Below are 24,234 nucleotides of genomic sequence, written 5' to 3' on the forward strand. Positions count from 1 at the left end.
GCGGGGCGCGGACGGGATCGCGACGCGCCGGTCGCCGCGCCCCGCCAGGGAGCGGCCGGCTCGCCGGCGACACCGGGTGCGCCCGCCCCGCCATGGGGGCCGGCGCCCGCACCCGTCGCCGGCGCCGCACGCGGCGAGTTCGGGCACCGGGTTGAAATCCCTGCGATCGACGGATTGGTGCGCGGCTTGCTCAACCGTGGGCAGGAGGCGTTATCCATGCAGTACTTCTACGCCGACGGCACTCCGTTCCCCCTCGGGCGCCCGTTTCTGGCCGCGGTGCGCCGCGTCGTGGACACCTGCGTCGAGCTACTCGACGACCGCTGGGTCGACGCCCACTGGGACGACGCGACCACCGCGCCGCTGCTCGCCACGCTCGAACGCCTGCGTCCGCTCACCGACCTGCCCGAGGTCGACGAATCGCTGCACTTCGCGGTCGACGGCCGCACCGGCCACTTGCGCATCGTCGAACGGACCTACTTCGGGCTCGAGTTCACGTCGGAGGTCGCCGCGACCGCGGACACCGTGTTCGCCGGCCCGTTCCGCGTGCGCGAGGTGTCGGAGGATGCCCGGCCGATCGCGTGGACGCCGCGCGGCCCGTTCGGGCTGGGGCGCCGCGCGCGGCCGATCGGCGCGCTGTGGGTCGTCGGCGTCGACGTGAGCCCCGGTCGCGCGACGCTGTCGCTCGCCACGCGTCCCGGCCGCGCGCCGACTCAGTTCCTCGTGCGCCAGGGCCGCGACGGCGGGACGTTCGCACGCGAGCCCGACGGCACGTCGCGCGCGCTCGCGGCCCGCGACGCGGAGGTCGTCGCCGGCGTGTGGACCCGCATCGCGCGCGGCATGGCAAACCGCGCGCGGCGCGTCCCGAGCGCGCTGGTCGAAGCTCGGATCGACGGAACGATCGTCCGATCGATCGGCAACCCCGCGCCGCTGGTCGCGCGGCTGATCGCCGCCATCGCGCCGCTGTACGCGGAAACCCTGTATCGGTCCGGCCGCGACGACGTCCTGATGTTGAACGACGCCGCGGGGACGCGGCACGTCCTCGCCGTCGCCGATCTTCGCGGCCTCGTCGCGCGCCTGCCGGGGCGTGCCCGCGACGCGTTCGTCCCGCTCGGGCTCGCGCCGCCGGCGCCCGACAGCGCCGTGCGACCGCTGCCGCTGCCGCCGGCCGACGCGCGCCTGTGCGGCTGACCGCACGAGCCGCCCGGGCCGCCGCCGATCCGGACGAGTTCACCGCGCGCCGGCCGCCAACCGCGACACGCGGGCGTCAGCGGCGCGCGACACGCGGGCGTCAGTCGGCGCGCGACACGCGGGCGTCAGTCGGCGCGTGACACGAGGAATACGCCGAGACACATTTCGTCGGTCGACCCGTCGCCCCAGTACACGTCCTGCGGCGGCCGGGGCTGACCGTCGACGACCACCTGATTCTCCGGCGAATTGTCCCAGTGGCATTCGAGGTACAGCTGGTCGCCCGGGTTGAATCGCGCGGGCGTCCGCAGCCCGTAGCCGTCCTGCCAGTCGAAATCCCAGTCGTCGATCTGGATGAGGCAGTCCTCGCCGCCGTCGGCGCGCCGGATCGTCGAGATCCCGCGCGTGCCGAGATTGTGCATATGCAACCCGGCGCTGTAAATGAGCAGCGGATCGCCGTTGGTTAGCCACGTGAGGTCGAACTGCCACGAGTGCACCACGTCCTTTTCGCCCGCCGGAATGTGCATGCTCGTGCCGGACAACCACTGCGGATTGGCCCACGGCTGGGTCCACACCTCCCGGTCGACCGCGTCCTCGAGCTTGAACTGCACCGATGTGATGTCGGGCTGCGGCGCCTCGTACAGCGTGTTGTAGTGGACCTGCAACACGATGAGCGATCCCGGCTCGATCGGCATCCCGGTGCCCGGCGGCATGTCGAAGCCCTGGCCGCCCGGCGCCCAGCCGCCGATCCACGTCTGGGCCGGACCGCCCGGGCCGCCGAAACACTGGTAGCCCGGCTGCGGGTCCTCGGCATCGAGATCGTAGTAGGCCTGCGCCTGTTCGGGTGTCGCGTAATACGCGATCACGTGATGGACGGTGCCGAGGTGGCCGGGGACCGCCTTGAAGCCGGCGACGTACTTGGTCGTGGTGAACTCCGCCGGCCACTCGATGACGAAGCACCGGTAGTCGTCGGTGTAGTCTCGCGCCGTGCGCGCGGTGTACGCCTCGGGCATCGACAGCGTGAGGTCGACCCGCGACAGGCGCGTATCTTCGACCGGAATCGGGTCGCCCGGTTTCGACGGATCCCCCTCCGGCGTTCCCTGGTCGACCCACGTCGCGAACAGCGCCTTCTCGTGGTCGGTGAGCGAAAAGTCGCCGACGTAGTCGTTGCAGTCGTGGTTCGCCTTCCACGGCGGCATGCGATCGGCCTCGATCTCGAGCAAGGACACGCCCGCGCGATCGCGCACGGCCTCGTAGCCCTCGAGGCCGAACGGCGCGACGCCGCCGTCGACGTGACAGCGCACGCACTTGGCGTCGACGATCGGCTTGATGTCCTGGTAGTAGGTCACGTCGCCGGAGACGCCCGCGTCGGGACCGCCGCCGGTGCCGTCACCGTCGCTCGCGCCGCACGCGCTGGCGACCGCGACGACGAACGAGAGGGCCGTGCAGGATCGGAACATGTGTGTCACTCCTTTGCCGAATCGATGGTGAACAAGCGGTGGACGAGATCCGCGGTCTCGGGGTCGGCGCCGGTGTCTTCGGCCAGCAGATGGCGGATGGCCAGCCCCCACAACGTGGCGAGCGTGAGGTCGACGTCGGGATCGTCGGCGCGACGGCCCATCCCGGCGGCGAGCAGCGAGCGCACCTCGGCGACGTGACGCAGCAGCAGGTCGCGCAAGCCGCGGTCGCGCCGGGCGCGCAGCGCGAGCGACAGCAGCAGCCGCGTGCGCTCCCGGTCGGCGACGAGCGCGGCGACGAACGCGGCGGCGCGCTCGCGTTCGGGCGCGGCGGCCCCCGGCCACCCGTCGCCGCGGAAAAAATCGGATAGTTCCCGCGCGATCGACTCGACTCCGCGGCGCGCCACCGCGACGACCAGGTCCTGCTTGCGCGGGAAGTAGTAGGTGAGGTGCCCCTGGCTCACGCCCGCGGCGCGCGCCACCCGCGGCTGCGACAACGCCTCGGCGCCGTCGCTGCGCAGCAGCGCCACGGCGGCGTCGAGGATGCGGTCGCGGACGGCGGCGGACGTTCGCACGGGGCGCGGCACGGGCTTGGTAGTTTCACCTGACTCTGGCCCCGCGGTCCACGACAAAGTCAGGGGGCGTTTGCCCCCAACTTTTGCGAGTGGCCGGTCGACCTGCCGAAATGGATGGCAGTCGAACTTTCCTGACGCCGGCTGTCTCCATCGACTTTTACCGCAATTACAACCGGTTACGAATGGCACCGTGCTTGCTCCCTGTCGCCGCGAGCGGAACGTTCCCACCCTGGCGCTTTTCCAACCTCTCAACCAACCCGACAGGAAACGACCATGAAAGCCTCGAACTGGACACACTGGATCGCGCTCGGCGCGCTCGTCGCCGGCGGCTGCGCCGGCGCGGAGATGGAGGACGAAGGCGGCCGCGGAGGCTTCCAAGAAGGCGTCTACCGCTACGTGCTCGGCCACAACGACGACCTCGGCGTGCCGATCTTCGGCGGCGCACACGAGGTCGTCATCCCGACCGAACGCGGCAAGGAGGAGGCGATCGACGCCGCCAACAAGGCGTCGCGCCTGCACAAGTCGCTCAAGGGCGACTACGAAACGTACGACCCGAACATCACCGACGGCGAGACCGACTTCAACGTGTTCGCCTCCAGTTGGTGGAGCCAGGCCGGCAACGGCATCGCCAATCAGTGGTACGACGACGAGCCGGGACCGACGCAGAAGTACGACCTGCTCGTCTACCCGGGACAGGAGCAGCAAGTGCCGGAGGTCGAGCACTGGTACATGTCCGACCTGCGCAAGCCGGCCAGCGAACGCGGAGACAAGCACAAGCACGAAGCGATCACCGTGCCCGGTCCCGCCACCAAGTGGGAACTGCAGAACCACGGCCTGTATCAGACCTACGCGCACCCGGATAGCTGGTGGGGACACTGCAACGGCTGGGCGTCGTATGCGACGACCGAACCCGACGGGTTTCCCAAGCGCGACGTGACGGTCAAGCTGGTCGACGGCAAGGTCACCGAGTGCACCGGACCGCTCGCCGGCGCCGACGGCTGCGTCACCTTCCGCATGGGCGACATCGAGGCCCTGATGACCGAGCTGTACTTCAGCGACCAGGCGACGTTCTCCGGCCGGCGCTGCAACAAGGATCCGGACGAGATCGAGCGCGACGAGTACGGCCGCCCGGTCGACGTAGAGTGCCGCGACCTGAACGCGGGCTCGCTGCACATCGCCGTCACCGGCCTGCTCGGTCGCGGCGCGGACTACCTGTTCCCCGTCGAGGGCGGGCTGTCCCGGCCGGCGTTCGTCATCGACCACAACTGGGACTGGGAAGTGTGGAACTTCCCGCTCGTGAAGTTCAAGATCGACCAGCAGGAGGAGATTTCGAAGGAGAAGGCCAACGAGCTGATCGGAGCCAACGGGTCGCGCTACGAGTTCAACGCCGCGGCGACTCGGTTCGTGCGTGTGAAGATGCGCTACTGGATGGTGTCCGACGGCGTGAGCAGCTACAAGATGCGGCTGCGCGCCGACCAGCGCAACGTCGCGCCGCACGAGGTCGAACTGAACTACGTGCTCGAACTCGACGACAGCGGCAAGATCCTCGGCGGCGAGTGGATCAAGAACCCCGAGACCACGTGGGGCGAGGACAACAAGAAGCTGCACCCCGACTTCATGTGGATGGCGGTCAACCACAAGGGCTGGGGTGAGCAGGCCGACGACACCGGCGGCAACGACGACAACCCGTACATCTCGTACACGATCGTCAAGCAGATCCTGCGGTGCGCCAACGACGCGGCCACGTGCGCGCCGGCCGGCGGCGACACGCCACCGCCGCCGCCCGCCGGCCCGACCTGCGAGGGCCACTGCGGCGGCCAGAATGCGGCCGACAATTGCTGGTGCGACGACGCCTGCAGCCAGTACGGCGACTGCTGCCCCGACTACGAGGCCGTGTGCACCGCGGGCGGCGGTGACGACACGCCGACGCCGGCGCCGGCGCCCTCGTGCGAGGGGCACTGCGGCAGCAGCAGCGCCGTGCCCGGCAGCAGCCCGGCGTGCTACTGCGACAGCGCGTGCGAGGGCTACGGCGACTGCTGCAGCGACTATCCGACCGTCTGCACGAGCAACGGCTGATCCTCCCTACCTCGGGCGCACGCAGGCGCGCCCGACGACCTCCCCGGCCGCCGCGCGCGCTGCCCTCACGGCGCGCGCGGCGGCTTGCTTTCGTTTCGGCACACGAGGGGCCGCACCGGTTTCGGCGGGCCGGCGACGGCGCACCGTCACCGGTCCAACGGAGGAACCCAGCCGCCGAGCGCGCGCTCGAGCGCCATCGCGACCGCGATCGTGACGTGGTCGCGCCCGTGCCCGCCGACGACCTGCACGCCGAGTGGAACGCCGTGCCGATCGAGGCCGCACGGCACCTGCGTCGACGGCAACTCCAACACGTTGAACAACCCCGTGTAGCCCGCGTCGACAACGTGTAGCAGCGGCTCGTTGTGGCGCGGTGCGGGGCGCGGGAACGACGGGAACACCAGCACGCCCCGATCGCCCAGCAGACGGTCGAGCCGCGCCCGCAAGGCGCGGCCGAGCGCGGCCGCGCGGCTGGCGCGCCGCCGCGCCAGCCGCGGCAACGGCTCGATGAGCGCCAGGCCGATCGCCGGCAGCGTGTGAGGCGAGCGACCGACGGCCCAACGCAGCAGCTCCCGCGCGGGCCTCACCGCTGGGCCGCCGCCGCCGAGGTGCTCCGCGAACGCGACGTCGGTCGCCTCGCCCAACAGGGCCGACCACACCTCGAAGCCGCGATGAAACGCCGGATCGTCCAGCGCGCGCACCTCGCAGCCGAGCGCTGCCAGGGCGGCGACCGCGCGCTGCTTGGCGGCGAGCAGGTCCGCGGTGGCGCCCACGGCAGAGTCGTAGACGACCAGGCGACTCACGTCGACCCGGTCGACATCGCCGAGTGGCGCGGCGAGCCCCTCGGGATAACTGGCATGCCGCCGGGCGAGTAGGTGCATGAGCAACGGAATGTCCTCGGCGCGGCGCGCGAGCGGGCCGAGTGTGAGGAAGCGGCGCGCCCGCGGGTCGGCCATCGGGTAGTGGCCGGTCACCGGGACGCGCCCGCCGGTGGGCTTGTGGCCGAACACGCCGTTGAAGAAGGCGGGAATACGAATCGAACCGCCGATGTCGGCACCGAGGCCGAACGGCACGCCGCCGGCACCGACGATCGCGCCCTCACCGCCGGAGCTGCCGCCGCAGGTTCGCGACGGATCGTAGGGGTTGCACGTCCGGCCGTAGACGCGGTTGTTGGACTCCATCCACATGCACAGTTCGGACACGTTGGTCACGCCGACCACGATCGCACCCGCTTCCCGTAGCCAGCGCACGGCCGGAGCGTCCGCCGCCGCCCGCACGCCGCGCCGCGCGACGAGGCCCGAGGTATGTGGCATCCCCGCACACGCGATCGCCTCCTTTACGGTGCACGGCACGCCGAGCAGCGGCGGCACGTCCCCACCGGCGCGCAGCCGGGCGTCGGCGGCGTCGGCCTCCCGGCGCGCGTCGGCGAACCGCTCTGCGACGACCGCGTTGAGCCGGGCGTTGACCTGCTCGATGCGCGCAATGTGTGCATCGACCACCTCGCGCGCGCTCACCTCGCGGCGGCGAACGAGCGCGGCGAGCTCGACCGCCGACTTGCGCAACAGGGGCTGCACCCACAGGAGGGTAGCAAGAGCCACGAGCGACCGGAGCGCCGCCGTGCAGCGGACGCGCGTGCCCTCGCCGTGCAGCCGGCGCGCCGCCGTGCCCGTCCGCGTCATGCCCCAGCGACGCGGCGCGCATCCGCCACGGGATCGAGGTCCAGCGCGCGATAACTGGCCGCTTCGAGCACGGCCGGCGCGTCGATGACATCGTCGCCGGCCAGGTCCGCGATCGTGCGCGCGACCTTGATGACCCGGTCGATGCCGCGTCCCGTGAGCCCCAGGCGGGTCCGGTGCAGCTTGGCCAACGCCGCCTCGGCCCGCGCGGTCAGCGGGCACGTCGCCCGCATCGCGCGCGGCCCCATGTCCGCGTTGGTCGCGACGCCGAACGCCGCCAGCCGGCGGGCCTGGCGCGCGCGCGCGGCGACCACCCGGGCGCGGATGGCTGCCGACGACTCGCCCGGCTCGGCCGAGCGCATGTCCGACAGTGCCACGTTCGGGACGTGCACCTGCAGGTCGATCCGATCGAGCAGCGGCCCGCTGAGCCGATCGCGATAGCGTTCGATCGCGCCGAACGTGCACGTGCAGGCGCGATCGGGGGAACCGTGCCATCCGCACGGACACGGGTTGGCGGACGCGACCAGCATGACCGAAGCCGGCAGCGTGACGGTGCCGCGCACGCGCGCGATCGTCACCTGCCGATCCTCCAGCGGCTGGCGCAGCGCCTCGATCGCGACCCGCGAAAACTCGGGCAGCTCGTCGAGAAACAGCACGCCGTTGTGCGCGAGGGACAGCTCGCCCGGGCGCGGCGGACTGCCGCCGCCGAGCAGCGCGGCCGTGCTCACGGTGTGGTGCGGTGCGCGAAATGGCCGCGCGCGGATCAGCCCGTCGCGCGCAAGCCCGAGCGCCGAGTAGACCTTGGTCGTATCGACCGCCTCGCCGTCCGACAGCGGCGGCAGCACGGTGGGGATCCGGCGAGCCAGCATCGTCTTGCCGACGCCGGGCGGACCGACGAACAGCAAGTTGTGACCGCCGGCGACGGCAACCTCGACCGCAGCCCGCGCCAGCGCCTGGCCGCGAACGTCCGCCATGTCGCCGGCGTCGCCCTCGGGAGGTGCGGGTGTGGCCGGCGGTGCGGGCTCCGGCCGCGGAAGGGGCGCCTCGCCGAGCAGCGCCCGGCGGATCTCGCCGATGTGTGCCGCCGCGTAGACGTCGATGCCGGCCACCGCCTGCGCCTCCGCCGCCGACGCCGCCGGCACCAACACGCCGCGCATCCCGCGCTGCCGCGCGAGCAGCGCCGCAGCGAGCACGCCGCGGACCGGCCGCAGCGAGCCGTCGAGACCGAGTTCGCCGACGACGAGCAAGCCATCGACCGGCGCGGGCGTGCCCTGGCGATCGCCGATCAACACGCCGATCGCGATGGGCAGGTCGAACGCGGCGCCCTCCTTGCGGCGGTCGGCGGGGGCGAGGTTGACCGTCACGCGCTTGTTCGGCAGATCGTGCCCGGCCGCCTTGAGCGCCGCGCGAATGCGCACCGCCCCCTCGCGCACGGATGCGTTGGGCAAGCCGACCACCTCGTAGCGCGGCAGGCCGCCGTCGACGCTGACCTCGACCGCGACGCGAAACGCATCGACCCCGAGAAGCGAGCACGATTCGATCGTCCCGAGCATGCCGGCGACCATGGCAAGCGGCGTGCCGAGACCGGAACGTGCCGGAATTACCTTCCGGAGTGTCCGGTGCGATGTCCGGGTGTCCGGCGTGGTACCGTCCACTGGATGGTCCGCTCGCCGGTCTGGCTCCTGGCCGCCGCCGTCGCCATCGCCGCGTGCCGCAATCCTCCGCCCGACGCATCTTCCGGCAGCTCGCCGCATGCGCCGGCCGCGCAGCCCTCGGCGACAGCGGGTGCGCGCGAACACGCCGCCGGCAACCGCGCGTCGCCCGCGGCCGGCGGGTCGGCCCAGCACGCCCCGCCGGCTGGGCCAAAGGCGGCCTCCACCGCGCGCGACGAGTCCGCAGACCCGGATGACCCCGGCGACCCGGGCGGGGCGTCCGAGCGGTCCGGGGCTCGGACCGACGGCGCGCAGACCCGCGCGCCGGTGACGCGCGGACCGTTGTTCGGCTATCGGCCGCCGCGCCCGCGCGCCGCGCGCCCGGTCGAGATCATCTTACGGTCCACCCCGCCGGGCGCGATCGCGGCGGTCGACGGCCGCGTCGTCGGCCCGACGCCGGCGTACTGGCGCGGCGACGCCGATGGAACGCCGCACGAGTTCACGTTCGTCCTCGACGGCTACGCGCTGGCGCGCTACCGGTTCGTGCCGCGGGTGTCCGGCGTCGTCCATGCGACGCTCGAACCGGTCGCCGACGCCGACGCCGGCCCGTAGACCCCGAGCAGGCCGGCGCAGACCGCGGCTGCGCGATCGCGCGGGCGCCGCGGCGCGGTCGTTGCGGGGAGCGGCGCGGGGTCAGCGCACGGCGTACACGCGCAGCACGGGGCCGCCGCGACTGAAGCCGATGTGCTTTTCGAGTAGAGCCCAGTGGCGGTCTGACGCGCGCCACGCGATCTTTCGCTGGCCGAGCAACACGCGCCCGACGCGCTCGGCCTTCGCGGCGCCGGGGGACAGCCGATACAAATCGAGCCACTTCGGGTCGGCCTTCTTGCGCGCGACGGCGTCCGGGTTCACCGGATCGATCTCGAGTGAGAAGAACATGCCGCCGTCGGCCGCTCGTTGATACAGCAACGACTTCGGGTCGTAGTGGTGAAACGGCTGCGCCAACGCGATTGGGACCGCCCGCTCGCCGTCGCGGTGCCAGTACAGGCCGGACAGGTCGTGGGCGACGCGCAGAAACGACGCCTCGTTGGCATGCTCGCGACGGACCTGCACCTCGCGAGCGAACTCGGTGAGGTCGGCGATCGGGTCCTTGCGGACGAACAAACGCTGGACGACGTCGTAACGCGCGGCGACGTCGGGAGAACGCTGATCCTCGACGCGATCCCACGTGCCACCCTTGACTCCGACCGCGGTGAGGTAGTCGTCGAGCCAGTACTGCAGGCGGAAGTCGAGCTTTTCGATGTAGCCGGTGTCGTCTGCGACCAGCGACAACGGCTTGCCGACGCGCTTGCCCGTGTCGAGCCGGCGAACGTCCACTCTGTGCGTCACCCACACGCGCCCCTTGCGGTCGCGCTTGCGAGTTGCGTCGTACGCGACCACGACCGGCTCGCCGTCGTAGCGGCCGAGGCGCACGTCGTCGGCGGGGCCGAACCGGCGCACGATCTTGCCGGTCGACACGTCGACGAGCACCGCGGCCTTGCCGGCGCCGTCCTCGGACGCCCCCACTCGGTAGGTGACGAACACGCGGTCCGCGCCGGCGGTAAACGCGAGGTCCGACGGCGCCGTGGTGACCTTCGCCAGGTCGATCGATGCGATCGAGGCGAACCCCTGCGCGATGTCCAGCACCTCGAGCTGGCACAGCGCCGCGGAGTCGCTGTGGACGTATGCCAGGCGGCTGCCGGCGCCGTCGAACGCGATCGGATCGTCGACGAACCCGCTCGGCGGCTTCACCGTGTGGACGAGCCGGACGCCGACGGTTGCGCCGGGTTTCGGTTTGGCCGCCGGCGCGGCCGCCGCCGGCGAGCTCCAGACCCCTGCAACCATCGCCGCCGCCGCTACCAGCCGCTCCCTGTGTCGCCGTGTCATCGCCGTGTGCATCCCGCGTTTCGCGCCGGGGGTCAAGACCGCCGCACGATCGGCGACCGCCGGCGGCGCTCGGTTGGACGCGGCGCGGCCGCCGCCATTCATCGGGTCGAGGGCCCGGCGCGCACGCGCGCGCCCGGCGCCGTCGCCCCCTCGGCGCGGACTCACGCGCACAACCGCGCGTAGCACACCGCGATCTCGGCCGCGAGCCGGGCGTTGGCGCGGGCGAGCGCCCGGTTGGCCGCCACGCTCGCGCCGCCGGTCACGCGCGCCAGCTCGGCCAACAACAGCGGCGTGAGCGCCTTGCCGCGCACGCCGCGCGCGGCGGCGGCCTCGAGCGCCGCGTCCACCGCGGCCCGCACGACGCCATCGTCGAGCGCCGCGTCCTCCGGGATCGGGTTGGCGACGAGCACGCCGCCCTGGCCCAGTTCGTCGAACCGCACGCGGAGGATCCGCGCGATCGCCGCCGGATCGTCGGCGCGGTGGTCGAGCGGCACACCGGACGACCGCGTGTAGAACGCGGGGAGTTCGTCGGTCCGGTAGCCGACCACGAGCACGCCCAGCGACTCGAGCGCCTCGGCCGTGCGCGGGATATCCAGGATCGCCTTGGGGCCGGCGCTCACGACCGCGATCGGCGTCGCGGCGAGCGTCGCGAGGTCGCTCGACACGTCGCCTGCGTCGCCGCGGTGGACGCCGCCGATGCCGCCGGTCGCGAACAGCCGAATGCCGGCGCGCGCCGCCAACACCGCCGTCGCGCTCACCGTGGTCGCCGCGGTGCCGCCGCGGGCGATCACCGCGGCGAGGTCCGCGGCGCCGGCCTTGGCGACGTCCGCGCCGCCCCGCGCGATCCGCTCGAGCTGCGCGTCGTCGAGGCCGACGCACACGGCGCCGTCGATCACCGCGACCGTCGCCGGCACGGCGCCGGCTGCCCGCACGTCCGCCTCGAGCGCGCGACCGACCTCGAGGTTGTCGGGGTAGGGCAACCCGTGGGCGACCAGCGTCGACTCGAGAGCCACGCGCGTCACGGCGCGGCCCCCGCGTCGAGCGGCGGCAGCTCCAGCGGCGGCAGCGCGTCCGGCTTGGCCTGGAACTCCTCGAGCAGCCGCTTGCCGCCGGGCGATTCGGGGACGACGTAGATCTCCTGCGTCGGCAACTCGACGTCCCACTGGTAGAACGTCGGCGGATTGCCGTCGAGCGTCCACTGCACCCGGACGATTCCGCGGCAGGTCTCGCGAATCTCCGAGTCCCACCGCCCCGCGCGACCGCCGTGCTTGCGCACGACGAACTGCTCGAACGTCTCGTCGCGGCCGTCGACCCGATACGCGCGCACGAGTTCCTTCGCCTTGCGGTGATCGCTGGCGGCGAACCGGCCCTCGAGCCAGAGGATCGACGCGGCGCACAGGATGATGCCGGCGCCGACGGTCAGGGTGGTCTTGTTCATCGACTCGCTTGGATTCCGGCGTCGCACGGATCGTCGCGCGCAGGCGCGAGTTCCGGGGCGCGCTCGCCGTCGTCGCGCACTTCGTCGAGGCCCGCGCGCAGCCCGCGCTTGACCTTGTCGAGGGCCGGGCCGCCGACCTCGCGGACCCCCTCCACCAGCTCGCGCGTCTCGTCCGCCGCCCAGATGTTGCGGACGTGCCCGAAAAACGTCCGCTTCCCGAGCGGCACGGTCGCACCGCAGTACACCAAAGCCGCGAGGCAGACGAAGGTGACCAGCGAGCGAATCACGCCCATCGCGGCCGGTATAACGCGATTCGGAACGGCGCGCGAGTTTTCGCGGTGTCGCGCGCCGGACCGACCGATCACCGCAGCTCGAACTCCTTGCAAAACGAGGCGAACCGCGCGCCGCCGGCCCCGAGCGGCCAGCGGCTCTGGTCCTCGTTCGGCCAGCCGTGTGCGCACGCGCCGGACGGCTCACAGTGCGCGCAGTCCCGGCACGCCGACCGAAGCGCGAACGCTTCGGCCTCCCGGCGCAGCTCGTCGGTGAGCGGGAACCGCATCGTCAGCGCTCGCAATCGGGCCGCCGGACGGCGACCGGGGGGAATCGGCGCATCGGTTCAGTCGCTGTCGCTCGCGCGCTTGAGAATGAGGAACTCGACGCGGCGGTTCTTGGCCCACGCCTGCTCGTTGTGCCGCGGGTCGACCGGTTGGCGCTCGCCGTAGCCCTGCGCGCGCAGTCGGCTCGGATCGACGCCGCCTTTGACCAGATAATCCATCACCGCCTGCGCGCGGCGCTGGGACAGGTCGAGGTTGTAGGCATCGGAGCCGCGTTCGTCGGTGTGGCCCTGGATCTCGACGAGCAGGATGTCCGGGTTGCCCTGGAGCGTCGCGATGATCGCGTCCAGGATCGGATAGGACTTCGGCTTGATGACCGCCTTGTTGTACTCGAAGTAGATCTTGTCGAGGATCTCGATGTTGGTGTCGGTGACGATCACGCGGCCGCGGTCCGGGCAGCCGTCCTCGTCGTCGACGCCGTTGTAGGTCTCCGGCTCGTTCGGGCAGGCGTCATCGACGTCGAGGATGCGGTCCTTGTCGTTGTCGGGATCGGGGCAGCCGTCCTCGTCCTCGAAGTCGTCCTTGTCCTCCGGATCGTCCGGGCACAGGTCATCGACGTCGAGGATGCCGTCCTGGTCGTTGTCGGGGTCGGGGCAGCCGTCCTCGTCCTCGAACCCGTCTTTGTCCTCGGGGTCGTCCGGACACTGATCGACGTCGTCGAGGATGCCGTCGCCGTCGCGGTCGAGCGCGTTGTCCTCCGGGCAGCCATCCTCGTCCTCGAACCCGTCTTTGTCCTCGGGCTCGTTCGGACACTGGTCGTCCTCGTCGAGGATGCCGTCGCGGTCGTTGTCGGGCTCGGGGCAGCCGTCCTCGTCCTCGAAGTCGTCGTAGTCCTCGGGATCGTCCGGGCACTGGTCGACGTCGTCCTTGATGCCGTCGCCGTCGCGGTCGCCGATGTTGGGCTCGAAGATGATGCCGAGAAACGCCCGCAAATTTGGCTTGGCATCGGTCACGTCGAGTACGCCGACGCCCGCGCCCAGTTCGAGGAACGAGTTGCGCGCGAGGTACACCTTGGCGCCGACGATCGCCTCGGCCGGAAACAGCCCCTCGCCCGCCAGCGGGATGGCGCTATAGGCCTCCGCGAGCACGTCGAACTTCTGCTTGGCGATGGCATAGCTGATGCCGGCGCCGACCGGGATGGTCGCGCCGTTTTCGATGCGGCCGCCGGTGGCGATGTCCGTGCCGCCCGGATCGGTAAACGACGTGTCCGCGAACGTGTGGGTCTCGGTCGGGACTCGGATGCCGGCGTTGAGCCCCACGCGCAAGGTGCCGGCGCGGTTTTCCTTGTCGAGCACGACCATCGCCTGCGGCGTGACCGCGCCGTCGCCCAGCCACGGGTTGCCGGGAACGCCCGCGCTGTCGTCGTCGCGGCTCGGGCTGGGCAGGTAGAGCGAGCCGACGAGCGCGAGCCCGACGCGCGGCCCCTTGGACGTGTTGAGGAAGCGAATCTTGGCGTGGATGCCGGGATCGCCGAGCCCCTGCGAGGTGAATGAGAAGTTCTCGTCGTCGTTCGGTCCCGGCATGCCGGTGTAATCCGGGCCGCGGTCGCCGGCCACGAGGGTGAACGGCAACGACAGGCCCAGTTCCAGCTCCAGCGGGCCGGCCTTGAGGCCGAACGCGCCGAGCAGGGTCGGCACGATCACGTTGCTGACCTCGAACGATGCCCCGTTGGGGCCGTCGAACTGCACGAGGCCGCGCCGCCACGTCGTCACCAGCCCGAACGACACGTCCTTGTGGCCCAGCACCTGCGACGCGTTGAGCGTGATGTAGCCGCGCGTGTCCATCGCCGGGTGGAACGCATTGAGGTCGATCGACGCGCCGTTTTGCGCGCGCACCCGCGGTGCCGCCAAGCCGACCGCACACACGATGATCCCGCTGACAATCGAGCGAACGCGCGGCGCGCGCGCCGCCAGCTGGCGCCTACCCAAGTACATGTGGCCTCCGGTGACCGGGAGTGGGGTGGACAACCTGCCCACCGCTTCGCTCGGGGTTACTACAGGCCCGGTCGAAGATCAACAAACGCGGGGCGTTGGCGACCGCCGGCCCGCGGTGCGTGCGCGCGCAACGGCCTGCCGCCGCGACGGCGGATGGGCGGCGAGCGCATCCCGCGGGTCGGCTCGCGAGCCGCCGGCGAACGGCGCCGGTCGCGCCGCCGCGGCAGATCTCGCGGTGCGAGCCGCCGGCGGGCGGAGCGGTCTCGTGGCGCGGCGCCGCGAACGAACGCGCGGCTCAGCCGCCGCCCAGCCGGCGCAGCGCCTCGCTGATCGCCTGGCGGACGAGTTCGTCCTGTTCGGTGGCGAGTTGCTCGTACAAATAGGCGACGGCGTCCTTGTCGCCGGTCGCGCCGAGCGCGGTCGCCGCGGCGGCGCGGATGTCCTTGGACGGGTGGTGCAACGCGGGCGCGATCGCCGCGGCGGCGCCCGCGCCCCCGACGGCGCCCAGAGACAGCAGCGCGGCGCGAAGCAGCACGAGGTCGTAGCCGGCCTCGGACGACCGCAGCGCGGCGACGAGCGCCGCGAGCGCCGAGCGGGTCGCATCCGACGGATACAGCCCGAGCGCGCGCACCGCCCGCACGCGCACGCCCGGATCGGCGGCGGCGTCCTGCGCGAGCGCGACGAGCACGTCCGTCGGCGAACCCGCGATCGCCCCGTCGAGCGCCGCGCGGTCGGGCACGTAGTCGACGCCGCCGAGCAGGTCGCGAAGCGGGTCCCCGGGAACGAGCACCGACCTCGCGACACCGCTCGCCGGCCAGGGTGCGCCGGCGGCGCCCCACGCGGCGACGGCCAGCGCGACCACGGCCGCGTACCCTGCGAAGTGAGCCGCTCGCCGGGTCATCGCGTCACCGGGCTGCGGCGGAGCACCTCGGCCTGCCCGGGGCTGACGCCGACACCGCCGAATTCGCTGAAATACATGAGGTTGGACGCATCCGTGGGGCTGTCCGCGATCGGGTCCGCGGTCCCGTCAGGCGCCACGTTGGCAAACAGCCCCGCGTAGTGGCCGATCGCGTGCGCGGCGGACCGGGCCAGGTCGGTCCAGCTGCGGTAGCACAGCGCCTCGGCTCCGATCGCGACGCCGGCGGTCGGGCGGCCGACCAACCCCGGCGCGCCGGGAATCGCGCCGGCGAGGGCGAGGATGCCGGACGGGTCGATCGACCGCACGAAGAACACGGTGGCGCCGCCCGGCTCGGTCGACGTCGACAGCAGCGCGCCGAGTTCGCGGGTGTCGAGCGCGTCGAGGTCGGGGCGCCCGCGGAGATCGCGGTAGGTGACCGCGCCGACCGACACGCCGGCGGGCGCGAGGATCGCGTCGATCGCGTCGACGAAGTCCGCGAAAGACGGCGACACGGACGCGGTGGCGGCCGACAGCGTGCCGCCGTCGAATGCGGCGGCGCACGGGTGCCCGGCCAGGTCGAGAAACACCATGTGCAGGTCGATCGTGGCCGCGCCGGTGTCCGGTCCGAGGGCGTAGACGACGTCGACCCGCGGCGTCTCGCCGGCGAGTTCGCCGGGGGCGCGCAGCGCGGTGACGGTGAACTCGTAGGCGCCGACCGCCACGTCGATGTCCGGCGCGTTCGGGATGAGCAGGGTCGACTCGTGGCGCGCCGGCGCGTAGCGAATTCGCCCGGGGTTCGGCCAGTCGACCAGCACGGTGCCGTCCGGCGCGACCGCCCGTGTCACGCCGACCGTCACCTGCGGGTTCTCGGCGCGTACGACGACGGCGACCGACGCGGCGTGACTCGGCACGGCCACGCGCACGCGGCCGCCGTTTTCCGCCAGCGGCACGGGCGCGGAAAACCGCGCTCGCGCGGGAAGACAGGTGGCAAACAAGGGCGCCGCGCCCGGCAGCAGCCTCGGCACGTCGGCGCACACGCGGTCCGGCCCGCAGTCGGAGTCGCCGGCGCACAGGTCGGCGCACGTCCCGATGGCGCACACGCCGGTCTGACAGTCGGCGTCGGCGGCGCACGGCGCGCCGGGCACCCGCCCGGGCGCCACCGGCTGGCACGTCGCGGCGAGCCGCCCGTCGCCGTCGACGTCGGCGTCGTCCGGGCGGCAGGTCTGGTGCACGCCACAGTCGAGTTCGCGCACACAGGCGTCGCCGACGGACGATTCGACCATCTCGCATACACCGTCGTCGGTACACCGATAGCCATCGCCGCACTCGACGTGCGACCGACACCGCGGCGTGCACACCCCGGCAAAGCACTGGGCGGACGCCGCGCAGTCCGACGGATCGGCGCACGGCTGCCCGATCCCGGCGGGGCCGGGGTTCGAACACGCGGCCGTTGCAGCCAGCGCGACCGCGAGCCAGGAACCGAGCCGTTGCATGTCGTCCGTGGGCGCGAGCGCGCCGTATCGCGCTCAATATACGCTACACTGCCGCCCTCGACACGGAGGACATGATGCGAGCCACATTGCCGGGATGGATGATCGCGATCGCCGCGCTGGCGACGTTCGCAAGCGCGCCGGCGCGCGCTCAGTCGGAGGACGACCTCGGCGACGCCGATCCGGACGCGGTCGGCGCAGCCGACGACGCCGGCCGACTCGACGAGGGGCCGGCGGCGCGGTTCGGCCTCGGGGTCCGCGCGCGCTACGTGTTCTTTCCGAAGGGGCTGCTCGAGTTGTTCGTCGACTCCGCGTCCTCCGGCGTGAGCCGGACCGGGTTCGGCGTCGAGTTCGTGCGCCGCAAGGCCAACTTCGACCTCGTCGTCGGCCTCGAGTACGACAACGTGTCGCCCGAAGACGGCCTGTGGCTCGAAAAGGGCGATACGCCGGGCGTTCCGGGCGAAAATCCCGACTTCGTCGAGTTCGACGGCCTCGCGACGCTCGGCCTGGACGTGGCGTTCGTGTGGCACCACCCCCTCGCCTCGCGCGTGTCGCTGCGGTACGGCGCCGGTATCGGCGTCGCCGCGGTGCTCGGCGACGTCATCCAGACGGACACGCGCTGCACGGTGCAGGGGGATATCAACTCCTGCTCGCCGGATCCCAACGGCGAGCAGGTCAACGAAAAGAGCGAGGACGTGCCGCCGGCCGTACCCATCGTCAACCTCCTGCTCGGCGCGCGCATCGACGTCGCGCCGCAACTGTCGCTCAACATCGAGACCGGCTTCCGCGACGTGTTCTACGCCGGTCTCGGCACCACGTACATGTTCTGACCCGATCGCGCCGCGTGCGCCCGCTGCCGGCCGTCAGCCGCGCCGCGTGCGCACGTCGCCGACGCGGAGCGTCACCCGCTGTTGGTCGAAGTACTCGGCGAGCGGGATGCTGTACTTGCGCGACGCGCCGGTGATCGCTTTCCACTCGGCCGGCGTGATCTGCCCGTGCGCGTCCAGGTGCGCCACGAGCTTGCGCTCGAGGTCGCGGATCGCGTCGGCCGCGACGTACAGGTCCATCTTGACGCGCACGACATCGCCGGCGCGGACGAGTTCGTCGATCGCGGCTTTGACGGCGCGCGGATCGCCCGCGATCTCCTTGGGGCGCGGCGGCGTGACGCCCCACTGGCGAAATCGCTCGCGCAGGTCGCGCGCCAGCGGGGACAATCCGCCAGCCGCCGCGCGCCCGCGCCGCGCGGCCTTGACCGTGTCGCCGGCCGCCTCCACCGCACCGCGCCGCACCAGCGCTGCGATGACCTCGTCGAACACGCGCTGCGGCAGCGATCGGGGCAAGCGCGCGCGCAGTTCCTCGCGCGGCAGCTCACCGCGCTCGTCGACGAGTGCGCGCGCCCGCGCCTCGACGCGCGCGAACGGCTCGGCGTGGCACAGCAGGTCGCCAGCGCGGACCACGTCGCCGGCCGCGACGAGTTCGTCGACCGCGGCGGCGATTCGCTCGGCCGACAGGCCGAGGCGGCCGACCAAGTCGCCCGTGGCGATGCCCGCGACATCGGCGCTCCGGATTTCCAGCGCGATCCGGTCGCTGCCCTCGGCGGCCGCGATCGCTCGCAGGGCCTCGCGGGCGCGGTCGGACGACCGCCGCACCTTGGGCGCGTGGACGCGCAATACCTCGCCGCCGCCGATCGTCGTGCCGTAGTGCTCTTGGATCTCGAAGCCGCGGGCGATGAACCGGTCCCCGGGCAGTGCCGTCAGCGGCGTGGTCGCGTCGACGCGAATCTGCACGAGCCCCTCGGCCCCGGGCTCGAGGCGGTCGGCGTCGACGAGGACGACGGTGGCGAGGACCTGCGTGGTGCCGTGATGCAACAGCACGCGACTGCGCCGGCCGAGGGGAGCGCGCGAGGTGGTCAGGTAGCGGAACCGCGCGTCGATCAAGTGCGACGGTTCGATCGTACCCGGGTGCACGAGCCAGTCGCCGCGCACCAGCTGCTCCCGCGCCACCCCCGACAGGTTGACGGCACAACGAACTCCGGCTGCGGCCTGGCTGACCTTCTCTCCGTGCACCTGCAAGCCACGCACCTTGCCGCTGACGGCGCGCGGATGTGCGATCACCGCATCGCCGGCGCGCACCGTGCCGGACAAAACCGTTCCGGTAGCAACGGTTCCAAATCCGCGTATCGTGAACACGCGATCCAGCGGCAGTCGGAACACACCGTCGGCCGAGCGGGCCGGCAGCGCCTCGGCCGCACGCGCCAGTTCGCCGCGCAGCGCGTCGAGTCCGGCACCGGTACGCGCCGACACCGGCACGATCGGCGCGTTCGACAGGAAGCTGCCGGCGAGCCCGCTGCGCACCTCCTCGGTCACGAGCGCGAGCCACTCGTCGTCGACCAGGTCGCACTTGGTGAGCGCGACGACGCCGCGGCGCACGCCGAGCAGTTCGCAGATGTCGAGGTGCTCGCGCGTCTGCGGCATGATGCCCTCGTCCGCCGCGATCGCGAGCACCACGAGATCGATGCCGCCGGCGCCGGCGACCATCGACTTGATGAACCGCTCGTGACCCGGCACGTCGACGAAACCGAACCGGCGGCCGTCGAGGTCGAGGTGCGCAAATCCCAGTTCCGTGGTGATCCCGCGCTCCTTTTCGACTTTGAGTCGATCCGTGTCGATGCCGGTGAGCGCCCGCACGAGCGCGGTCTTGCCGTGGTCGATGTGGCCGGCGGTGCCGAGGACGATGCGTTGGGTGTGCACGACGGCCGGGATTATGGCGGATCTGCGCCGCGGCCGCGCGGCGACGCCACAATGGCGCACGCCGTCACCGCCACCGCAACGACGTTCGCGCCTCGAGCCGATCGCCGGCGACCGCGAGCTGCCAGTCGATGCGGTCGATGTAGCGCGCCAGCACGCGAGCGACCGGCCCCGGCAGCCAGTCCTCGGCCAGCGCGCGGACGCGGATGCGGGCGCGCGCGAGGGGCGGCGACTCGGTCGGACCGGCCGCGCGCACCAGCGCCCGCGCGGCCGGCTCGTCTGCGGCGACGCCGAACGCCGCGGCGTCCGCGCCGGTTTCGTACGCGAACGCGACCCGCGGCCCGAGCGACCACAGCCGCACGGGCCGACCGCCGGCCGACACGTCGCGCGCGCGGCCGGCGGCGCGCGCCAGGCGAGCGCGCACCGCGGCGGCGTCCGCGTCGTCGACGGTGATCGCCGCCGCGTACGCCGCCGCCCCGCGCCGCCCGCGCCTCACGACGACGGCCGCGTTGCGCGCGCCCTCGACGATCGCCGCCCAGTCGGGCGCCCCCGCGCGCAGCGCGTCGAGCGCGGCGCCAGCCAGCTGCGGCCAGCCGAACAGGCCGGCGACGATCGCGCCGGCGCCGCCACACGCGACCGCGGCGCGCTGCACCCCGCCGAGCCCGTCGCGCAAAAGCGGCGGCCGCGGCACCCCGCGCAGCGCGCCGATCCCGCCGAGATAGACCGCCGCCGTCACCGCGCGGTCGGGCGCGTCGGTCCAGGCGAACAGTTCGTCGTCGTCCACGAGCAGGGCCGCCGCCAGCGCCATCCCGTCGCGCAGCCCCCACACGGTGCGCGCGTCGACGCCGTCGCCGGTGACATCGATCGCAAACGCGACATCGGCCAGCGGGCTCGTGTCGACGACGGCGTCGAGTTCCGCGCACCGCGCCAGCTCCGCGTCGGCGGCGCGCCGCAACGCGCGGCGGTCGCCTGGCGCATAGACCGCCGCCGCGCGCAGCGCCGCGTGGCGGCCGACCGCCTTCAGCAGCGCCATCAGCGGCCGCGGCCGCAGCCACACGGTCACCGCCCCGCGGGTCGCTCCCGCGCCGCGCTCCCGCGCCGCGGCCAGGAGCGAGGTGCCTGGCGCGCGCTCGATCGCGGCCAGCAGCTTGCGACTGTCGCGCGGCCACACGATCGGCACGCCAGCAAACGTGCCGACCACGTCCACGACGACGAGCCCTGGCTTCGGCAGCGCGCGCACCGCGACGTACGCGTCGAGCCCGGCGATCCAGCCGAGCGCGACGACGCCGCGACGGCCCAGGCGGGACACGACCCGGTCGGCGTGCCGCGGGCGCTCGCCGACCAGAGCGGCGATCTGCGGCGCGTCGGCCGCACCGACCGCGTACACACCCGGCACGGCCGCGACCACGCGGTCGACCGTCTTGCGCGCCCGCTGCCAGTCGGTGACCCGTAGCACGACGCGGCTGCGCCAGAACACCTTGCGCACCCGCCGCAGCGTCCGGTCGTCCCAGCGCCTCGCGGCCACCAGCGCGGCGTACACCGCCTGCGCGCCGTCCGGGTCGATCGCGCCGAGCGACGCGGCGATCGGTGCGTCGGCGTCGAAGCCGGCCGCACTCCATCCCGACTTGGACAGCGGGTCGAAGCCGGCGACCGCGCCGAGCGCAACCCGGGCCGCGGCCACCGCCCGCGCCCCGCCGGGGGTGCGCGCAACGGCCGCCGCCATCGCCTCGAGCCCGGCCGGCTCGAGGGTCGCCACGATCGGAGCGTCGGCGTCGAGCCAGCCGTCCAGGGCCGCCGGCCCGGCGCCGGCCCGCGCCGGCGGCCCCGGCGCGAGCGTCGCCGCGATCGCCGCCGCAGCCGCCGCAGCCGCCGCGCGCCGCACGGCCTAGCGCCCCCCGGCTTCGAGGCGCAGCAGCAGCTTGCGGGCGTCGCGAGCGCGGGCGTCATCCGGCGACATGTCCAGGAACGCGCGGAACGCGCGGATGGCGGTACCGCGGTCGCCGGCCGTCCGCGCCGCCGTCGCCAGGTAGTAATGGGCGTCGGCCAACCACGCGGCCTCGGAGCCTTCGGCCAGGCGGGTCGCCTTCGCCAGCGCCGCCACCGCGTCGCGCGGCTTGTCGAGATCGACGTAGGCCTTGCCCATGCGGTAGTACGCGTACGCGAAGTCCGGGCGGCCGCCGACGGCCCGTTTGTATGCGTCGACCGCGTCGCGCGCCCGGCCCATCTCGTACAGGCTCTCGCCGCGGTAGAAGTGGAGGTCGGGATCGTCGGGCGCGATGGCGAGCGCCGCGTTCGCCTCGTCCAGCGCCTCCTGGTATTGCCGGCGCGACACGTGGATGCGCACGCGGCCGACGCGCGGTGCGAGGTACTTGCCGTCGAGGCCCATCGCGCGCTCGTAGGCGCGCAGCGCGTCCGCGAGCAGCCCCTGCTTCTCCATGGCGCGGCCGAGCGCCTCGTAGTACTGCGCCTGCGGGTCGATCAGCGTGGCATCGCGGAACTCACTTTGCGCCTCCGCGTACTTGCCCTGCGCGTACAGGCCCTCGCCGCGCAGGTAGTGGCCGGCCGCATCCCGCTCGTTCTCGGCCAGGATGGACTCGCCGAGGGATACCGCCTTGTCGATGCGGCCGGTCCGCGCGTAGAACCGGCCGGCGCGGCCGCGCGCGTTGAGGCTGGCCCCCGGCCGAGCGACGAGCGCGTCATAGATCTCGGCGGCCTTGTCGTCCATCCCCGCGCGCTCGTACAGGGTCGCCAGACGCACGCCGACGTCCTCGCGCGTGTTGTCGGCCTCCCACGCCTTTTCGAGAATGGCGAGCGCCTCGTCGAATTTCTCCTGCGCGCCGAGTGCCATGCCGAGCTGCAGCTGCGCCTCCACGTCGGCCGGGCGCAGGTCCAGCGCCTTGCGGAACCATTGCTCGGCCCGCGCCGCATCTCCCGTGTTGAGGTACGCGACGCCCAACGCCACGGCAAGGGCAGCGTCGGTCTCGGCAGCCGCCTCGACCGGCCGCAACACCGCGAGCGCTTCCTGGCCGCGCCCCTTGGCGACGAGCAACTTCGACAGCTCGACCGTGGGCGCGATCTCTCCGGGCGGCGCGATGGCGACGGCCGCGCGCAGGACCTCCTCGGCCGCGCCTTCCTCGGCATCCGGGAATGCCGCCAGAATCTTGCCGTAGACGTACTGCGCCCGCCAATTCTTCGGGTTGCGCTTGAGCGCCGACTCGATGCTGTCGAACGCCGCGTCCCAGTCGCGCAGCGCCAGCGATGCCTCTGCGTACGCAACCATCGCGTCGATGTTGTCCGGCCGCGCGGACAGCGCCGCCTTCAGCCGCTCGCGGGCGACCTCGTAACGCCCCTGCGCAAGCGCGGCCTTGCCCTCGCCGATCACGGCGGTGACGTTGTCCGGATCGAGTTCGAGCGCCTTGGTGTAGCGGCCGACCGCCTCGTCGACGCGGCCAGCTCGCAGCGCCTCGTCGCCGGCGAGCGCCCAGGCGCGAGCGACGGCGCGCGGGTCGGCTTTGGCGATGTTCGGGTCGTTGAGGATCTCCAGATAGCGCGCCTCGCGGGCGTCGAACCGGTCGACCTCCACCAACTGGGCGAGTCCCACCCGCGCGCCGATGTGAGCGGGATCGATCTCCGTGACCGCCAACAGCGCGTCGCGCGCCGCGTCGGTGTTGCCGAGTTCGATGTGCGCCAGTCCCAGCCCGTACAGCGCGGGGACCCGCTTGGGGATCTTGCGCAGCGCGTGGTCGAACGCGTCGGCCGCCTTTGCGAAGTCGCCCGCCTGCGCATAGGCCCACCCGAGGTACAGCGGCAAGTTGGGATCGCGCCGGTCGCGCTCGGCGGCAGCCGACAATTTGGCGATGGCCTCGGTGGGGTTGCGCTCGGTGAGCGCGCGCAACCCGGCGGCCGCATCGACCTCCGGCCCGCGAGCGGCGGCCTCCGAGATCTTCCGGAACACGGCCTCGCCCTCGGCGACTAGCTTCGCGGCGTCCGTCCCGCGATCGATCGCGGCCGCGAAGTAGGCCTGGGCGGCGAGGCCGAGGGCGGCGGGGTGTTTCGGATCGGTCTTCAGCGCCCGCTGCGCGGCCGCAGCCGCATCGAGCCAGCGATCCTCGGCCAGCGCCCGGCGCGCCGTCGCGATCGACCGCGCGATGTCGGCGGCGCGCGCCTGCTCGGCCGCATGGCGCTGATACAAGTAGAAGCCGCCCGCTCCCAGGACCGCGACCACGGCCGCCGCGGCGACCGCCAGCTTGCGCGCGCGCGACATCGGGCGCTTGCGCACGGGAGCGGCCTCGCCGAGCGCCGCTTCGTCGACGCGGGCGACGACATCGCTGCGCCTCGGCGCACGGGCGGGATCCATCGCGAGGTCGAGTTCGTCGGTACTCGCGGGAGGGGCGGACGCGAGCGACTCGGACAGCGACAGGCGCGGCGCGGCGGGAACGTCGTCGGCCGGGGCCGTCGGCGTCGAGAAGGTGACGACACCGCCGCCGGGCGGTGGAGGCGCGGCGGCCGGCGCGTCGAGTCCGATGTCGTCCAGCGACGGCGCGGCCGGCGCGCTCGGCGGCGCGTCCA

At 72.9% G+C, this 24,234-nt stretch carries 19 protein-coding genes and 2 pseudogenes; 5 read left to right on the forward strand and 16 right to left on the reverse strand.

From position 1 onward, the window contains the following. Positions 1-125, reverse strand: a pseudogene (locus tag D6689_00975) (DUF2993 domain-containing protein). Positions 126-174: 49 nt separating this feature from the next. Here D6689_00975 and D6689_00980 point away from each other — a divergent pair. After that, on the forward strand, positions 175-1,188 hold the full coding sequence (locus tag D6689_00980) for a hypothetical protein (GenBank protein ID RMH44990.1): 1,014 nt from the start codon (positions 175-177) through the stop codon (positions 1,186-1,188). Positions 1,189-1,313: 125 nt separating this feature from the next. On the opposite strand, the gene D6689_00985 is transcribed toward D6689_00980, so the two are convergent. Continuing rightward, a complete protein-coding gene (locus tag D6689_00985; protein RMH44991.1) occupies positions 1,314-2,645 on the reverse strand; it encodes a monooxygenase in 1,332 nt (443 codons plus the stop codon). 38 nt (positions 2,646-2,683) lie between these two features. Here D6689_00985 and D6689_00990 point away from each other — a divergent pair, with 38 nt between their 5' ends. Continuing rightward, a complete protein-coding gene (locus D6689_00990; GenBank protein RMH44992.1) occupies positions 2,684-3,013 on the forward strand; it encodes a hypothetical protein in 330 nt (109 codons plus the stop codon). A gap of 33 nt (positions 3,014-3,046) precedes the next feature. Here the strand turns inward: D6689_00990 and D6689_00995 are convergent. Continuing rightward, positions 3,047-3,664, reverse strand: a pseudogene (locus D6689_00995) (TetR/AcrR family transcriptional regulator). Here D6689_00995 and D6689_01000 point away from each other — a divergent pair. Further along, the gene (locus tag D6689_01000) at positions 3,491-5,293 is read left to right on the forward strand and encodes a hypothetical protein (protein ID RMH44993.1); all 1,803 of its coding nucleotides are present in this window, start codon (positions 3,491-3,493) and stop codon (positions 5,291-5,293) included. The pseudogene D6689_00995 and the gene D6689_01000 sit on opposite strands and share 174 nt — an antisense overlap. A 146-nt stretch (positions 5,294-5,439) precedes the next feature. On the opposite strand, the gene D6689_01005 is transcribed toward D6689_01000, so the two are convergent. Both D6689_01005 and D6689_01010 read right to left on the reverse strand, forming a co-directional pair. After that, positions 5,440-6,969 carry an amidase gene (locus tag D6689_01005; protein ID RMH44994.1) on the reverse strand — a complete coding sequence of 510 codons (1,530 nt, stop codon included), beginning with the start codon at positions 6,967-6,969 and terminating at the stop codon, positions 5,440-5,442. Continuing rightward, positions 6,966-8,519, reverse strand: coding sequence for an ATP-binding protein (locus D6689_01010; protein RMH45007.1), 1,554 nt, complete (start codon positions 8,517-8,519; stop codon positions 6,966-6,968). Before D6689_01010 ends, D6689_01005 begins: the two co-directional genes overlap by 4 nt. 105 nt (positions 8,520-8,624) lie before the next feature. Between D6689_01010 and D6689_01015 the strand changes: the two genes are divergently transcribed. Continuing rightward, complete coding sequence (locus D6689_01015; GenBank protein ID RMH44995.1) at positions 8,625-9,230, forward strand: hypothetical protein; 606 nt, start codon at positions 8,625-8,627, stop codon at positions 9,228-9,230. A gap of 81 nt (positions 9,231-9,311) precedes the next feature. On the opposite strand, the gene D6689_01020 is transcribed toward D6689_01015, so the two are convergent. From D6689_01020 to D6689_01055, 8 genes are all read right to left on the reverse strand, one after another. Next, the gene (locus D6689_01020; GenBank protein ID RMH44996.1) at positions 9,312-10,715 is read right to left on the reverse strand and encodes a hypothetical protein; all 1,404 of its coding nucleotides are present in this window, start codon (positions 10,713-10,715) and stop codon (positions 9,312-9,314) included. After that, positions 10,706-11,662, reverse strand: coding sequence for a pseudouridine-5'-phosphate glycosidase (locus D6689_01025; protein ID RMH45008.1), 957 nt, complete (start codon positions 11,660-11,662; stop codon positions 10,706-10,708). Before D6689_01025 ends, D6689_01020 begins: the two co-directional genes overlap by 10 nt. Beyond that, positions 11,563-11,982, reverse strand: a complete 420-nt coding sequence (locus tag D6689_01030; protein RMH44997.1) for a hypothetical protein — start codon at positions 11,980-11,982, stop codon at positions 11,563-11,565. The genes D6689_01025 and D6689_01030 overlap by 100 nt, the downstream gene beginning before the upstream one ends. Further along, on the reverse strand, positions 11,979-12,275 hold the full coding sequence (locus D6689_01035; protein ID RMH44998.1) for a hypothetical protein: 297 nt from the start codon (positions 12,273-12,275) through the stop codon (positions 11,979-11,981). The genes D6689_01030 and D6689_01035 overlap by 4 nt, the downstream gene beginning before the upstream one ends. A gap of 68 nt (positions 12,276-12,343) precedes the next feature. Next, a complete protein-coding gene (locus tag D6689_01040; protein ID RMH44999.1) occupies positions 12,344-12,541 on the reverse strand; it encodes a hypothetical protein in 198 nt (65 codons plus the stop codon). 57 nt (positions 12,542-12,598) lie between these two features. After that, positions 12,599-14,530, reverse strand: a complete 1,932-nt coding sequence (locus tag D6689_01045) for an OmpA family protein (GenBank protein ID RMH45000.1) — start codon at positions 14,528-14,530, stop codon at positions 12,599-12,601. Between the two features lie 295 nt (positions 14,531-14,825). Continuing rightward, complete coding sequence (locus tag D6689_01050) at positions 14,826-15,431, reverse strand: hypothetical protein (GenBank protein RMH45001.1); 606 nt, start codon at positions 15,429-15,431, stop codon at positions 14,826-14,828. Continuing rightward, positions 15,428-16,921, reverse strand: a complete 1,494-nt coding sequence (locus D6689_01055; protein ID RMH45002.1) for a hypothetical protein — start codon at positions 16,919-16,921, stop codon at positions 15,428-15,430. The genes D6689_01050 and D6689_01055 overlap by 4 nt, the downstream gene beginning before the upstream one ends. A 98-nt stretch (positions 16,922-17,019) precedes the next feature. On the opposite strand from D6689_01055, the gene D6689_01060 reads away from it, so the two are divergent. Then, complete coding sequence (locus D6689_01060) at positions 17,020-17,748, forward strand: hypothetical protein (protein ID RMH45003.1); 729 nt, start codon at positions 17,020-17,022, stop codon at positions 17,746-17,748. Between the two features lie 33 nt (positions 17,749-17,781). Here D6689_01060 and selB read toward each other — a convergent pair whose 3' ends face one another. From selB to D6689_01075, 3 genes are all read right to left on the reverse strand, one after another. Then, positions 17,782-19,668, reverse strand: coding sequence for a selenocysteine-specific translation elongation factor (selB, locus tag D6689_01065; protein RMH45004.1), 1,887 nt, complete (start codon positions 19,666-19,668; stop codon positions 17,782-17,784). A gap of 64 nt (positions 19,669-19,732) precedes the next feature. Further along, positions 19,733-21,547, reverse strand: coding sequence for a hypothetical protein (locus D6689_01070; protein RMH45005.1), 1,815 nt, complete (start codon positions 21,545-21,547; stop codon positions 19,733-19,735). A 3-nt stretch (positions 21,548-21,550) separates the two neighbouring features. After that, positions 21,551-24,234: tetratricopeptide repeat protein (locus D6689_01075; protein ID RMH45006.1), on the reverse strand; the 2,684-nt coding region annotated here is incomplete at its 5' end.

It is taken from the genome of Deltaproteobacteria bacterium, from assembly GCA_003696105.1.
GTDB lineage: Bacteria > Myxococcota_A > Polyangia > Haliangiales > J016 > J016.

Excerpts from the sequence above, each read along its gene's own strand:
- D6689_01045 (RMH45000.1), bottom strand. The coding sequence starts at position 14,530 with ATGTACTTGGGTAGGCGCCAGCTGGCGGCGCGCGCGCCGCGCGTTCGC.
- D6689_01010 (RMH45007.1), bottom strand. The coding sequence starts at position 8,519 with ATGCTCGGGACGATCGAATCGTGCTCGCTTCTCGGGGTCGATGCGTTT.
- D6689_01060 (RMH45003.1), top strand. The coding sequence starts at position 17,020 with ATGATCGCGATCGCCGCGCTGGCGACGTTCGCAAGCGCGCCGGCGCGC.
- D6689_01000 (RMH44993.1), top strand. The coding sequence starts at position 3,491 with ATGAAAGCCTCGAACTGGACACACTGGATCGCGCTCGGCGCGCTCGTC.
- D6689_00985 (RMH44991.1), bottom strand. The coding sequence starts at position 2,645 with ATGTTCCGATCCTGCACGGCCCTCTCGTTCGTCGTCGCGGTCGCCAGC.
- D6689_01035 (RMH44998.1), bottom strand. The coding sequence starts at position 12,275 with ATGGGCGTGATTCGCTCGCTGGTCACCTTCGTCTGCCTCGCGGCTTTG.
- D6689_01050 (RMH45001.1), bottom strand. The coding sequence starts at position 15,431 with ATGACCCGGCGAGCGGCTCACTTCGCAGGGTACGCGGCCGTGGTCGCG.
- D6689_01040 (RMH44999.1), bottom strand. The coding sequence starts at position 12,541 with ATGCGGTTCCCGCTCACCGACGAGCTGCGCCGGGAGGCCGAAGCGTTC.
- D6689_01005 (RMH44994.1), bottom strand. The coding sequence starts at position 6,969 with ATGACGCGGACGGGCACGGCGGCGCGCCGGCTGCACGGCGAGGGCACG.
- D6689_01030 (RMH44997.1), bottom strand. The coding sequence starts at position 11,982 with ATGAACAAGACCACCCTGACCGTCGGCGCCGGCATCATCCTGTGCGCC.
- D6689_01055 (RMH45002.1), bottom strand. The coding sequence starts at position 16,921 with ATGCAACGGCTCGGTTCCTGGCTCGCGGTCGCGCTGGCTGCAACGGCC.
- D6689_01015 (RMH44995.1), top strand. The coding sequence starts at position 8,625 with ATGGTCCGCTCGCCGGTCTGGCTCCTGGCCGCCGCCGTCGCCATCGCC.